Raw genomic sequence first — 13,554 nt, forward strand, 5'->3', positions numbered from 1 at the left:
ATTTGCGCTGAGTGCAAATAAAAGTAAAATTGCATCATGCTTGAGGTTCAAGCAGATGTTAAGAGGAATCAATATGAAGCAAGTCAGCCGTTCTGCATTGGTGTCGTTTAGTGCCGATCAGATGTTCAATCTAGTGAACGATGTCGCGAGTTACCCTGAATTTCTACCGGGCTGCTCTGGTTCACGTGTGATTGAGTCGAGTGCAGATGCCATGGTCGCTTCAGTTGATGTAGCAAAAGCAGGGATAAGCAAAACATTTACCACATCGAATGAACTAGTGACTGGTCAGGCGATCATCATGAACCTTGTCGATGGGCCATTTAAGACTCTAAAAGGTGGTTGGTTTTTTACGCCTTTAGATGATCAAGCATGTAAAGTTGAGCTAAAGCTGGAATTTGAGTTTTCAAGCAAGATGATTGAAATGGCATTTGGCAAAGTGTTTAACGAACTAACCAGTAATATGGTCAACGCATTTACGAAACGTGCAAAACAGGTGTACCCAGCTTATGAGTATTGAGTCTGACATGATTCATGTTGAGGTGGTTTACGCACTGCCTCAAGAGCAGCGTGTATTTACGCTGGTGGTCAACAAAGAAATGACGGTAGAAGAGATCATTGCTCAGTCAGGCGTGCTAGAGATCTACCCTGAGGTTGACCTGAAAACAAACAAGGTTGGCGTGTTTAGCCGCAATGTAAAACTGGATGCGACGGTGAACGACAAAGATCGCATTGAGATTTATCGCCCTCTACTTGCCGATCCAAAAGAGATTCGACGTAAGCGAGCGGAACAAGCGAAGGCATCTGGCGCGGCAGATCCGGTTACTGGTGGTAAAAAGAACCCTCTAAGAAAAGAGGCTTAGCGCTTTACAGTCTAAATAAAGATTATTGCTAGCTTGAAATGAAAAGGGTTGATGCTTACACATCAACCCTTAATTTTCCTCGATGAGTTAATACTTTTTCGATTAGTTAATACTTTCGAAAAAGTCAGAACTTGCTGGGAAGTCTCCGGTGATATCAACTAGCTGTCCGTTACCATTGAAGTTGACGATCAAGTTCTTCTGGATCGAGTCGTTGTGGCCTTCAGTGTGATGATAAATGTAGTACCACGTATCTGGATAGCCATTTTCGACCAACATCGGTGAGCCCATCACATAGCGAACCTGTTCTTTGGTCATGCCAAACTTCAGTTGCTCTACAGCAGATTGCTCAACATAGTTACCTTGGTTGATATCAATACGATATACCAGTTTTTCTAGTAGGGAGCAGCCTGTCAACATTGTCATAGCGAGTGGTACTGCGATAAGCCACTTTTTCAATTGCATACTTAAATTCTTGTAACTGATAAATTCTCAAACTCAGCCGATAATAAACAAGCTAGGCGCTAAAGTAAAAAGCTGAACGTGTTTTGAATTGTTTCAGACCATGATTTTTGAATTTGGTTGCAAAGTAGAGTCAAAATTCTTAAACAAAAGGAACTTTGACTCTGTGTCGTGACGATTATGCGGCGATCAGAAGTTCTTTCGCATTCGCTAAGGTGGAATCGGTGATCTGGCTGCCTCCGAGCAAGCGAGCTAGCTCTGACACACGTTGTTCATTGTCTAGGCGGCGCATTTGTGTTTCTGTTTTACCTGCTTTAGTTTGCTTCGCAACAAAGAGTTGTTGGTGACCACAACCTGCAACTTGAGGTAAGTGAGTTACACACATAACTTGAGTCGATTCACCCAATTTACGCAGCATTTTTCCTACCACTGCAGCAGTTGGACCACTGATACCCACATCCACTTCATCGAAAATAAGACTTGGTGTATCAACTTTTTGCGCGGTAATGACCTGAATCGCAAGAGAGATACGTGACAGCTCACCACCAGATGCTACTTTTGCGATAGGTTGCATCGGTTGGCCAGGGTTGGTTGAGACCACAAAGCACACCGAGTCCATACCTAATGGGGAAGGGTGGGTACCTTGATTGCTTACTTCAATACTAAATTGGGCTTTTTCCATGCTCAGTTCATGCATACTAGCCGTAATTAGCTTGTTGAGCTCTTTAGCGTAGCGCATACGAGACTTGTGCAGTTTCTCTGCCGCGGTTAGGAAGCTTTGATATTTCGTCTCTACTTCTTGTTCAAGCTCTTCTAGGCGTTCATCGGAACAATCTAGCGCTTCAATTTGGCTTAGCAAATCTTGATGATGTTGGTACAGCTCGTCCGGCATAACGTGGTGCTTTCTCGCCATCGACATCACTTTAGAAAAACGCTCTTCGACATAGGCCATACGTGCAGGGTCAACATCGATGTTATCGAGATAATTGCGTAGTTCGCTGTTGGCTTCTTCAAGCTGAATGATTGCTTCCGCCACCATGTTAGGGAGTTCGGCAAGCTTCTCATCGAGTTCTGCTAGCTGAATTAGGGAGTGATTGGCTGTTTGCAAAATACCAAGCGCGTTAACTTCTTCACCTTCGTAAATAAGTTCGATGGCTTGTTGGCAGGTAGAGGCAAGCTCGCCACTGTTGGATAGGCGTTTATGTTCTTGTTCGAGTTCTTCATATTCGTCCTCTCCCAAAGAAAGTTCGTTAAGCTCTTTGATTTGGTATTCAAGTAGCTGTTTTTGAGCCAAATTTGCCGCGCTGTTCTCTTTTAGCTGTTTTAGGTTGTTGTCCGCTTGTCGCCATGACTGGTAAGCATTACGAGTGCTTTTTAGCAGATTAGTATGCCCAGCGTATTGGTCCAACATTGCCATTTGGTATTCACTTTTCATCAATTGATGATGCGCATGCTGACCATGAATGTTGATCAATAGCTGCCCTAAAGACTTAAGCTGTGAAAGGGGAACTGGGCTACCATTGATGAATGCGCGAGAGCGACCTTCTTTACTGATGATACGGCGCAAAATACAGTCGCTACCATCCAGTAGATCGTTGTCTTCTAACCAACGAGTGGCATTAATATTGTTCTCTAAAGAGAAAGCGGCACTGACTTCTGTTTTTTCTTCACCTTGTCGCACCATGCTGGCTTCCGCGCGCCCGCCTAAACATAAACCGAGAGCGTCAATGGCGATGGATTTACCCGCGCCTGTTTCACCCGTGATGGTTGTCATTCCTTTGGATAGCTCTAGCTGTAGAGACTTAACAATTGCAAAATTATTAACACTTAGATGAGCCAGCATTTTGTTGTACCTGTTTAAATGAACAATACTGTATATAAGTTCAGTATATACTGTTTCTTTATACAGTAAAGATGCAGGTGAAAATTTTTGTGAGAAGGATCAGAGTTGTTGTTTCAAGGAGTTAGCTTTTTCCTAATGTAAGAGGCACAAAAAAGTCGGCATAAGTAGCCGACTTTTTTAAGGGATACGGGGATTTAAAACAACTTACTTGACCAACCAAGCTTGTTACGCAGTACATGGTAGTAACTATAATCTTTAGGGTGGATCAGTTTTAAGATGTTTGGGCTTTGGTAAATGTGCACTTCATCACCAGGTGACACAGGTAAAGAGACCTGACCATCACATCCAACTTCTTGTGTGCCGCGATTATCTGGAGAGACCAGCAGTTTAATACGGCGATTTCCGTCAACAACCAAAGGACGGCTCGATAAGGTGTGGGGGAACATCGGGACAAGTGAAATCGCATTAAGGCTCGGGGATAGAATCGGGCCACCACCTGATAGTGAATAAGCTGTAGAGCCCGTTGGCGTTGAAACGATTAGGCCGTCTGCACGCAGTGAAAACGCGAAGCTATCATCAATATAGACTTCAAACTCGATCATATGCGCGACTTGCCCTGGGTGCAGGACTGCTTCGTTTAACGCGGCGTTGTGGCTTTTTACTTGGCCATGACGATGGACTTCTGCTTCTAAGAGGAAGCGTTCTTCTTCAAAGAACTCACCTTCTAATACTTTCTTTAGCGCTGTTTGGAAGTCTTCAGGATTGAGGTCTGTTAGGAAACCTAAGTTGCCACGGTTAACGCCTATAACGGAGATGTCAAAGCGAGAAAGGACACGAGCTGCACCTAACATATTGCCGTCACCACCGACAACAATGGCAAGATCGGCGCTTCGACCTAGTTGAATTAGGCTGGCAAAGTCATCTTGTGGAATATCATCTAAGATTTCACTTAGGCGGTCATCGATATAGACCTTATAACCTTCCGCTTGTAGCCATGTATAGAGCTCTCTATGAGTGGCTATAGCTTGTTGATCTCTTGGTTTTCCAATGATGGCGATCACTTCAAAAGGTTTTTTCATAGGTTTTACGTACCAAATAGGCTTGAATCGTCAATCTTCATCCCCATAATAATGGCAAGTTAGCTATTTATGCGAATTTTTGTGTATCTCAATACGATAAACGTGATGTATTGAGTACCAATAGATGTGAATTCTGGAGATATCATGAGCAACGAAGAAAATAAAGTTACTGAAGAAGAGCTTGATCAAATCATCGAAGAGGCTGAAAAGGTTGAAGCAGCTGCACAAGAAGCAGAAGCTGAACTAGAAGAAATTGGTGATGAAAAAGACGCTAAGATTGCTCAACTAGAAGCGGCGTTACTTTCAAGCGAAACGAAAGTAAAGGATCAACAAGACAGTGTTCTACGTGCGAAAGCAGAAGTAGAAAATATGCGTCGTCGTACTGAAACAGAGATCGATAAAGCGCGAAAATTTGCACTAAACAAGTTTGCTGAAGAACTACTTCCAGTTATCGATAACTTAGAGCGTGCTATTCAAGCAGCAGACGCTGAAAATGAAGTGGTTAAGCCTATTCTTGAAGGTGTTGAGCTTACTCATAAAACGTTCCAAGACACTTTGAGCAAAAACGGCCTGAAAGAGATCAACCCAGAAGGTGAAGCATTCAACCCTGAACTGCACCAAGCAATGTCGATCCAAGAGAGCCCAGACCATGAACCTAACACGGTTATGTTTGTTATGCAGAAAGGCTACGAGCTAAATGGCCGTGTAATTCGCCCTGCGATGGTAATGGTATCTAAATAATTCTACTTAGATCTAACTTTTGAAAAGAGAGTCCTTATGGGGCTCTCTTTTTTTATTTGTGTCTAGCGATTAAGTCGTTCGTTTTAAACTATTGATGTAGAGAATGATTCTGTAACAGAAGTTTAAATGAAAATTTATTTCCAATGAGAAAGTTGTAACACTATCGTAAACAAGTGCTTTATTTTGTAACTTTTGTGTGTATTATGTGCGAACTCTGCCGAATAAACTGGCGGAATAATCTATAAAACCATAAATTATAAACACAACATTCTGGAGATGAATGATGGATAAATCGCTTTCAAGCAAGATTTTTGTAGGCTTGTTTGCTGGTCTGTTGATCGGTACTGCAATTCAGTACTTGTTCAGCGGAGTTGCTATCTTTGATACATACCTTCTTGGTGCTGCGGAAGGCGCGGGTGGTATGTTTGTATCTTTGATTAAACTGCTAGTTGTTCCTTTGGTATACGTATCTATCGTATGTGGTATCGTTGATCTGAAAGACATTACTGCGTTTGGTCGTCTTGGTGGTAAAACCTTTGCTCTTTACATTATTAACACCATCATCGCGATTACTGCGGCTCTAACGGTTGGTATGATCTTCCAGCCGGGTGCAGATGCAAACCTAGCAGGTACAATTTCAGAGTCAGTGAAGCTGACAACGACTGAAACACCTGACATTTTCTCACTTGTTGTAAACATCGTACCAAGCAACCCTGTTCAAGCGTTTGCAAATGGTGACATGTTGCAAATCATTTTCATGGCAATCCTGACAGGTCTTGCGATTCAAGCTCTTGATTCACGTGGTGGTCCAGCTATCCGTACGTTCAAGATGGCAAATGAAATTATGATGAAGCTAGTTGGTCTTGTAATGAGCCTAGCGCCATACGGTGTTTTTGCTCTTATGATTCAACTAGGTGCAACACTTGATGCGAACACGTTAATGTCTGTAGCAGGCTACGTAGCGCTTGTAATCGCAATGCTTGTGTTCTGGATTTTCGTGTTCTACCCAACAGCGGTAGGTATTGCGACAGGTACTTCTCCAAAGACGTTCCTACGTGCTACTCGCGAGCAGATCCTATTCTCTCTATCAACAGCGAGCTCAAACGCGACGATTCCAGTAACAATGCGTACTTTGACTGAGAAGTTACAAGTATCTAAATCAGTTGCAGGTTTCGGTGTACCACTAGGCGCAACAATGAACATGTCTGGTGTATCTATCTACATCGCATTAGCAACCATCTTTGTAGCCAACGCGTTTGGTCAACCAATCAACACTGCTGACGTATTCACTCTGGGTCTTACTATCCTTCTACTGTCTATCGGTGCTGGTGGTGTTCCAGGTGGTGGTGTAGTAATGGTTGGTGTTCTTCTTCACCAACTAGGTCTTCCACCAGAAGGTCTTGCTATCATCGCAGCAGTAGACCGTATTAACGATATGTTCTGTACATCTTCTAACGTAGTAGGTGACACAGCGGTGAACACAATCGTTGCGAAGACTGAAGGCGAAATCGGTAAAGATGAAGCTGAAGTAGAAGCGAAGCCAGTAGAAGCTTAATCTTCAAAGTTTCGAAACATCAAAAGCGAGCCTTAGGGTTCGCTTTTTTTTCATTTTTTTTCAATCTTTCCCTTGAAAAGCTATTTGCCGCCCTTATTTATGTGGCATACGAGAAGCAAACATCCATATTTTTGTTTGTGAGCAAGGGTTGAAACCCGATTCTCCATCCCCACATAGGGGATATAGCAAAACGAAAATAGAAAATTATTCGGAGATAGCCTGATGGGTAAAATCATTGGTATTGACTTAGGTACTACTAACTCATGTGTTGCTGTACTAGACGGCGACAAACCACGCGTAATCGAAAACGCAGAAGGTGAGCGTACAACGGCATCTGTTGTAGCATTCACAGAAGGTGAAACACTAGTAGGCCAACCAGCTAAACGTCAAGCGGTTACAAACCCAACAAACACGCTATTTGCAATTAAGCGTCTTATTGGTCGTCGCTTTGAAGACGAAGAAGTTCAGCGCGATATCGAAATCATGCCATACAAAATTGTTAAGGCTGACAACGGTGACGCTTGGGTAGAAGCGCAAGGCCAAAAAATGGCGGCTCCTCAAGTTTCTGCTGAAATTCTTAAGAAAATGAAGAAAACAGCTGAAGATTTCCTAGGTGAGGAAGTAACTGGCGCTGTTGTTACTGTACCTGCTTACTTCAACGATGCTCAGCGTCAAGCAACTAAAGATGCTGGCCGTATCGCAGGTCTAGATGTTAAACGTATCATCAACGAACCAACGGCTGCTGCTCTAGCATACGGTCTAGACAAGCAAGGTGGCGATCGCACTATCGCGGTATACGACCTTGGTGGTGGTACATTCGATATCTCAATCATCGAAATCGACGAAGTTGAAGGCGAGAAAACTTTCGAAGTACTAGCAACTAACGGTGACACTCACCTAGGTGGTGAAGACTTTGATAACCGCATGATCAACTACCTAGTAGAAGAGTTTAAGAAAGAGCAAGGCATCGATCTTAAGACTGATCCACTAGCAATGCAGCGTGTTAAAGAAGCAGCAGAAAAAGCGAAGATCGAGCTTTCTTCTACTTCTCAAACTGACGTAAACCTACCTTACGTTACTGCTGATGCAACTGGTCCTAAGCACATGAACGTTAAAGTTACTCGTGCGAAACTAGAATCTCTAGTTGAAGACCTAGTTCAACGTTCACTTGAGCCACTAAAAGTTGCTCTAGCGGATGCTGACCTATCTGTAGGCGACATCACTGACGTTATCCTAGTAGGTGGTCAGACTCGTATGCCAATGGTTCAAGCTAAAGTTGCTGAGTTCTTCGGTAAAGAAGCTCGCCGTGACGTGAACCCTGATGAAGCAGTAGCAATGGGTGCTGCAGTTCAAGGTGGTGTACTAGCTGGTGACGTTAAAGACGTACTTCTACTAGACGTTACTCCTCTATCTTTCGGTATCGAAACGATGGGTGGCGTAATGACTAAGCTAATCGAGAAGAACACAACTATCCCTACTAAAGCGGACCAAGTGTTCTCTACAGCTGAAGACAACCAGAGCGCGGTAACTATCCACGTACTACAAGGTGAGCGTAAGCAAGCGACTTACAACAAGTCTCTTGGTCAGTTCAACCTAGAAGGTATCCAGCCAGCACCACGTGGCATGCCACAAATCGAAGTAACTTTCGACCTAGATGCTGACGGTATCCTAAACGTATCTGCGAAAGATAAAGCGACTGGTAAAGAGCAGAAGATCACTATCCAAGCTTCTGGCGGTCTATCAGACGAAGAAATCGAGAAAATGGTACAAGAAGCAGAAGCTAACAAAGAAGCGGACAAAAAGTTCGAAGAACTAGTAACTGCACGTAACCAAGCTGACCAAATGATTCACGGTACTCGCAAGCAAATCGAAGAAGCGGGTGACGCTCTTCCAGCTGACGAGAAAGAGAAGATTGAAGCAGCTATCTCTGAGCTAGAAGAAGCTCGTAAGGGTGAAGACAAAGAAGCGATCGACGCTAAAGTTCAAGCTCTTATGGCAGCAGCTCAAAAGCTGATGGAAATCGCTCAGCAGCAGGCTCAAGCTCAGCAAGCACAAGGTGCTGATGCTGGTGCTCAACAACAGTCTCAAGACGATGACGTTGTCGACGCAGAGTTTGAAGAAGTAAAAGAAGACAAGAAGTAATTCTTGAATCTGATTTAACTTGAATATGATGCGGGCGTTTGAGGAAACTCATACGCCCGTATGTTTGTAAATAACTGTCCTTCCAGATAAACACTTTTTATTTAAAGCCTTTATCTAGAATGATACAAACACCAAGCGGTGGCTCACTTTCCCCACTGTTTGCAGTACTACATTGGTGACGAAGAACATGTCAAAACGTGATTTTTACGAAGTATTAGGCGTAAGCCGCGATGCATCAGAGCGCGATATTAAGAAAGCGTACAAGCGCTTAGCGATGAAATACCACCCAGACCGCAATCAGGGTGATGACACCGCTGCGGATAAGTTTAAAGAAGTAAAAGTAGCGTATGAAATCCTAACCGATTCGCAAAAGAAAGCAGCATACGATCAATACGGTCATGCAGCCTTTGAACAAGGTGGCATGGGCGGTGGTGGCGGCTTTGGCGGCGGCGGTGCTGACTTTGGCGACATCTTCGGTGATGTATTTGGTGATATTTTTGGTGGCGGTCGTCGTGGTGGCGGTGGTCATCGTGCACAGCGTGGTGCTGACTTACGTTACAACATGGAACTCACTCTAGAAGAAGCAGTTCGTGGTGTTTCTAAAGAAATTGAAGTACCTACACTAGTAGAGTGTGATACGTGTGACGGCAGCGGCGCAGAAAAAGGCTCTTCAGCTGAGACTTGTGGGACCTGTCATGGCCACGGCCAAGTGCAAATGCGTCAAGGCTTCTTCGCGGTTCAGCAAACGTGTCCTACCTGTAACGGTAAAGGCAAGATCATCAAGAACCCATGTAAGTCATGTCATGGTCAAGGTCGCAAGCAAAAAACTAAAACACTTAACGTTAAGATTCCAGCGGGTGTGGATACTGGCGATCGCATTCGTCTATCTGGCGAGGGTGAAGCAGGTGAACATGGCGCACCAGCAGGCGATCTATATGTACAAGTACACGTAAAAGAGCACCATATCTTTGAACGTGACGGCAACAACCTTTACTGTGAAGTGCCAGTGAGTTTTGCAATGGCTGCGCTAGGCGGCGAAGTTGAAGTTCCTACGCTTGATGGTCGTGTAAACCTTAAAGTGCCTTCTGAAACTCAAACTAGCCGTATGTTCCGTATGCGTGGTAAGGGTGTTAAAGGCGTTCGCGGTGGCGGTATTGGTGACTTAATTGTGAAACTAGTGGTAGAAACACCAGTGAATCTAAGCTCACGTCAAAAAGAACTACTAAAAGAGTTTGAAGAATCTTGCGGTGGCGAAGCAGCGACTAAGCACAAGCCAAAGTCTGAAGGCTTCTTTAATGGTGTTAAAAAGTTCTTTGATGACCTGACAAGCTAATCGCCTGTTAATCTGAATTTATCAAAAGCCTGCTCTGATGCAGGCTTTTTTATTTCCAACATTCGCTGGGCGTGTTTTCCCCAATACTATTAAGGGTGAGCTCTGTATATGGGTTACCAGCACAATCATCATTGGTTTGAGTTCCCTTGGCTGTTGCTGTGATGGTGTAGCTCGTTATAGCTGAAGATACTGTAATATCGAACCGCCCGCTGTCTATTTCACAGAAACTACAAACACCACCAGATAACACACTCTGCGCTGCAGATGCATAGCTTCCGTTGTATTTCCTTTCCAATTCAACTTGGACTTTGACTAAGTCTGAAATTGCTGCAATACGATGTGCTTTCAGTACATGGCTTTGATAACTGGGGTAGGCGATGCTAGCCAGTATTGAAATCACTGCGATAACGAACATTAATTCGAGCAGTGTCATTCCTCTTACTATTTTCTTGCGCACATTACAGTTATTTTCTCGAATCATTTCGAATGCTTCCTTATGATTTTCCGACTATTTTTCTCAGCTGATAGGATCTATTCAAGATAGAAAAGTGCCTCACATGGCTTTACATAGGAAATTGGGAAATGTCTCGCGGGTTTACACTCTTCGAACTAGTCATCACATTATTGGTGCTTGGAATAGTGCTAATGATTGCTGCTCCGAACTTTTCTTCGATGGCCAAAGAAACTCAGATAAGGCGCTTTGCAGATGAGATCCATAGTTACCTCATCCAATCTAAATCTGAAGCGGTTTGGCGGAACAAAAGTTTGTGGGCACATATCTCTTTATCTACAAACCCAAGCCCAGCGGGGGAGTGGAGATTTACTTTGACAGACTCAGATACCGAGAACGCTGGGGTAGAGTTGTTGATATTAAGCGGTGAGGCTTATCGAGATATTGTTTTGTTCTCTGGTTATACATTTGAACAAATCAAATTTGATGGAACAAGAGGGAAGATAAAAGGCGGCCATTTAAGGTTTTACATTGAGGGGGCGTCTAACAAAGTGTTAAGGCTGAAGAGTGCTTATGCGGCAAGTCGAATCCTAATCTGTGGTGAAGGGAGTTCATTCTATGGCTACCCAAGTTGTTAACTCAAGAAGGCAGGCTGGAGGTTCGTTAGTGGAACTGTTGGTTGCTTCGCTGATTGGGCTAATGGCGATTAGCATTGTGGGTAGTGTGTATCTTGCAGGGCAGAAAATGGCAATTGAGCGAGCCAAAGTACTAATGTTAACTCAGAACCTATCGAGCGTAGTTCAGCAAATTAAAGAAGATGCACAAAGGGCAGGTTACGATGGCGTCGGTTCTAGCTCTTTAACTCTATCGGGAGCAAGTAGCAGTTTATATACGCAGTCTAGCCCGGATTTACTTGGCTATGTTTATCGTGTTGCTTCCGTGGGTAGTCATGCATTTCGTAGTGTTGTTTACAAAAGGGAAGCGTCTTCGGTTTCCACTCAAGGTGACATGCTTAAAGTATGCGAAAAACATTCTCCTTCGATTTTGGTGGTTTCTGCGGCAAGTACATCTGGAACAGGTGGGTATTGTTTTAACTTGTTCGATCCTAAGCAGATATCCATATCTCAATTCGAGCTTGAGTCACAGCTTGTTGAGGGAACAACTGCATCTAGCCAATGGCTTACGCTTCTGATAACTGGACATTTGGTGTCAGATAACAGTATTGAGTATCAAACGAGTATTGAGTTGATGCAGAGGAACTGGCAATGAAGACAGAATATCGTCAACAAGGTGTGGTCACACTGTTGATTGTCTCCGCTCTGCTTGTGGTTGCGTTGATGTTGACCCTCAGCTCGTACAAATCTGTCTTTTATCAAATTAAGCGTTCTCAAAATGAAATCAAAGATCGCCAAGCTCATTGGGAGGTAGAAGGAGGTATAGAGTGCCTATATGCCTACGTTTCAGCAGATCCCGCTCAACTATCGGCGCTTTACTCTGCTTCTAACACAGTCTTGGATGCAACCTGTAAAAACGAGCTGAACTTAACGCAGCTCTACGCTGAGTCATTAACTAGCGATCGCTATGCTATTCGTTCAAAGGGGAATAGTCATAATATTAGTAAACAGGTGCTTTACGCTTCAAAGACAGGTTTTGGTGCCATTCAAACCACAGCCGATCTAAGGATTAGAGGAAGTGCAGATATCGCGCCAGACGCACCAAGAATGGCAAACGCGGCAGGAACCTATGATTGTGTTGCAGTGAGATATAAAAATTTAGTGACCTTTGAAGCCACAACGTCATCAGATTTATTGCAAACGACCGATCCAGTTGTCGATGGTCCTTATGCCGGATTTTCTGGTCATTGTTCTACTACTCATAAGACGTCCAACTCAGTAAGTAGTAATACACTGAATCATGCGAGTCGTTTTCAGCAAGATTACAAAAAAGATACCACGCTCGATCCATTTAAGAACTACTTCAACGTGGAAAAAACGCCAGCTAACTTAATTGCTATTAAGAGTGGCTATGAGGTGGTTTCATTGCCGACTGTAGCAGATGGTCATGATTGCCCAGATGTCATTCAATCTCGGTTTACGGCAACAAATAGAAAGCTGTGGATAGAGGGGCATTGCATAATTGACTCCCCAATCACGGTTTATGGGCCTCATTCTCTGGTGGTTGAAAACGGTTTGTTTGCTGCAAATGGCTCAACGGTATTTGAAGGTTCGATGTACCACATGGTCGATATGACATTACCGGATTTTACTCCCACTAAGATCGCTGATTACTGGAATGACGTTTCTTTTAAAGGTTCTATTCAAAGCTTCCTAGGCACAAAAACCATTTATTTCGATAACGGTGCATTTCATCCTAAAGGGGGAATGATCTTCGATTCTTTTGGAGGAGAGGTCGTTTTGAACGGTTCATACAATCTTGATTACTCATCATCCAACAGCCTCAATAACAGTCCCAAAGAGTTATCCTGGATCGCTGGGGGATGGTATGTCGACTAAGCAAAGTGGTTTTAGCCTACTAGAAGTGCTGATCGCCTTTTTGTTAATTGGTATTGCCTCTTTAGGGTTGGTGAAAATGCAATCCTATGTGGAGCAACGAGCTGACTTTGCATTGCATAGTCACCGCGCTTTAAATATAGCGGAACAAAAGATGGAGTGGTTTCGAACTCGAGGAGCATCGGCTGCTGCTTCGACTATTTCTGTAGCAACATTCTCTTCAATCAGTAGTGGGAGCGATGGTACGAGCTACACTCCTTATGTAGTGCGTTGGTCTGTTTTAGCTCCAACTGCATCTCTTTCATCTTCGCTGAAAAGTGTTGCAATTACGGTTGAATGGAATGATCGAACTGGAGTTACTCAGTCGGTGATGGTGAAATCGATGTTGTCTTCTTATAGTGAATTTAATATGTAATTAGATGCATTCTTGTCTGTCTAATTAGGTATCTTTTAAAACGTCATATTATATATTTAAAATTAGTTTAAATATTGTTGATTTACTGATGATAAATATGTGGATCTTTTGTTGCACGTTGATGGTGTTTTTGCAAAATATGTCTCCAATTATGGAAAAAACTATA

At 43.4% G+C, this 13,554-nt stretch carries 14 protein-coding genes; 10 read left to right on the plus strand and 4 right to left on the minus strand.

What is annotated here, in order from left to right:
- Nucleotides 1–73: 73 nt before the first annotated feature.
- On the plus strand, nt 74–517 hold the full coding sequence (locus tag AAFX28_RS12365) for an SRPBCC family protein (RefSeq protein WP_408688044.1): 444 nt from the start codon (nt 74–76) through the stop codon (nt 515–517).
- Nucleotides 507–860 (plus strand): RnfH family protein, encoded by a 354-nt coding sequence (locus AAFX28_RS12370; protein ID WP_408688046.1) that lies wholly within the window; start codon nt 507–509, stop codon nt 858–860. The genes AAFX28_RS12365 and AAFX28_RS12370 overlap by 11 nt, the downstream gene beginning before the upstream one ends.
- A 102-nt stretch (nt 861–962) precedes the next feature.
- Here AAFX28_RS12370 and bamE read toward each other — a convergent pair whose 3' ends face one another.
- The 3 genes from bamE to nadK all read right to left on the minus strand — a co-directional run bounded on the left by bamE (nt 963) and on the right by nadK (nt 4,241).
- The gene (gene bamE, locus AAFX28_RS12375) at nt 963–1,322 is read right to left on the minus strand and encodes an outer membrane protein assembly factor BamE (protein ID WP_053440572.1); all 360 of its coding nucleotides are present in this window, start codon (nt 1,320–1,322) and stop codon (nt 963–965) included.
- A gap of 175 nt (nt 1,323–1,497) precedes the next feature.
- Nucleotides 1,498–3,162 (minus strand): DNA repair protein RecN, encoded by a 1,665-nt coding sequence (gene recN / locus AAFX28_RS12380; RefSeq protein ID WP_408688048.1) that lies wholly within the window; start codon nt 3,160–3,162, stop codon nt 1,498–1,500.
- A 194-nt stretch (nt 3,163–3,356) separates the two neighbouring features.
- Nucleotides 3,357–4,241: an NAD(+) kinase gene (nadK, locus tag AAFX28_RS12385; RefSeq protein WP_408688049.1), complete on the minus strand. Its 885-nt coding sequence runs from the start codon at nt 4,239–4,241 to the stop codon at nt 3,357–3,359.
- 144 nt (nt 4,242–4,385) lie between these two features.
- Here nadK and grpE point away from each other — a divergent pair, with 144 nt between their 5' ends.
- The 4 genes from grpE (at nt 4,386) to dnaJ (ending at nt 10,012) form a co-directional block, all read left to right on the plus strand.
- On the plus strand, nt 4,386–4,982 hold the full coding sequence (gene grpE, locus AAFX28_RS12390; protein ID WP_171758537.1) for a nucleotide exchange factor GrpE: 597 nt from the start codon (nt 4,386–4,388) through the stop codon (nt 4,980–4,982).
- A 283-nt stretch (nt 4,983–5,265) separates the two neighbouring features.
- A complete protein-coding gene (locus tag AAFX28_RS12395; protein ID WP_408690867.1) occupies nt 5,266–6,537 on the plus strand; it encodes a dicarboxylate/amino acid:cation symporter in 1,272 nt (423 codons plus the stop codon).
- Between the two features lie 222 nt (nt 6,538–6,759).
- The gene (gene dnaK, locus AAFX28_RS12400) at nt 6,760–8,679 is read left to right on the plus strand and encodes a molecular chaperone DnaK (protein ID WP_408688051.1); all 1,920 of its coding nucleotides are present in this window, start codon (nt 6,760–6,762) and stop codon (nt 8,677–8,679) included.
- A gap of 187 nt (nt 8,680–8,866) precedes the next feature.
- Nucleotides 8,867–10,012 carry a molecular chaperone DnaJ gene (dnaJ, locus tag AAFX28_RS12405; protein ID WP_408688053.1) on the plus strand — a complete coding sequence of 382 codons (1,146 nt, stop codon included), beginning with the start codon at nt 8,867–8,869 and terminating at the stop codon, nt 10,010–10,012.
- Nucleotides 10,013–10,061: 49 nt separating this feature from the next.
- Here the strand turns inward: dnaJ and AAFX28_RS12410 are convergent, their stop codons facing one another.
- Nucleotides 10,062–10,445 carry a type IV pilin protein gene (locus tag AAFX28_RS12410; protein WP_408688054.1) on the minus strand — a complete coding sequence of 128 codons (384 nt, stop codon included), beginning with the start codon at nt 10,443–10,445 and terminating at the stop codon, nt 10,062–10,064.
- A 149-nt stretch (nt 10,446–10,594) separates the two neighbouring features.
- Between AAFX28_RS12410 and AAFX28_RS12415 the strand changes: the two genes are divergently transcribed.
- Genes AAFX28_RS12415 through AAFX28_RS12430 form a run of 4 tightly spaced genes read left to right on the plus strand, consistent with a single transcriptional unit; the run spans nt 10,595 to nt 13,388 of the window.
- Nucleotides 10,595–11,101 (plus strand): GspH/FimT family pseudopilin, encoded by a 507-nt coding sequence (locus tag AAFX28_RS12415; protein ID WP_408688056.1) that lies wholly within the window; start codon nt 10,595–10,597, stop codon nt 11,099–11,101.
- Nucleotides 11,082–11,732, plus strand: a complete 651-nt coding sequence (locus AAFX28_RS12420) for a PilW family protein (RefSeq protein ID WP_408688057.1) — start codon at nt 11,082–11,084, stop codon at nt 11,730–11,732. Before AAFX28_RS12415 ends, AAFX28_RS12420 begins: the two co-directional genes overlap by 20 nt.
- A complete protein-coding gene (locus AAFX28_RS12425) occupies nt 11,729–12,976 on the plus strand; it encodes a hypothetical protein (protein WP_408688059.1) in 1,248 nt (415 codons plus the stop codon). The genes AAFX28_RS12420 and AAFX28_RS12425 overlap by 4 nt, the downstream gene beginning before the upstream one ends.
- Nucleotides 12,966–13,388 carry a prepilin-type N-terminal cleavage/methylation domain-containing protein gene (locus tag AAFX28_RS12430; RefSeq protein ID WP_408688060.1) on the plus strand — a complete coding sequence of 141 codons (423 nt, stop codon included), beginning with the start codon at nt 12,966–12,968 and terminating at the stop codon, nt 13,386–13,388. Before AAFX28_RS12425 ends, AAFX28_RS12430 begins: the two co-directional genes overlap by 11 nt.
- Nucleotides 13,389–13,554 lie beyond the last annotated feature (166 nt).

The organism is Vibrio sp. TBV020 (genome assembly GCF_046056895.1).
Taxonomy (GTDB): Bacteria; Pseudomonadota; Gammaproteobacteria; order Enterobacterales; family Vibrionaceae; genus Vibrio.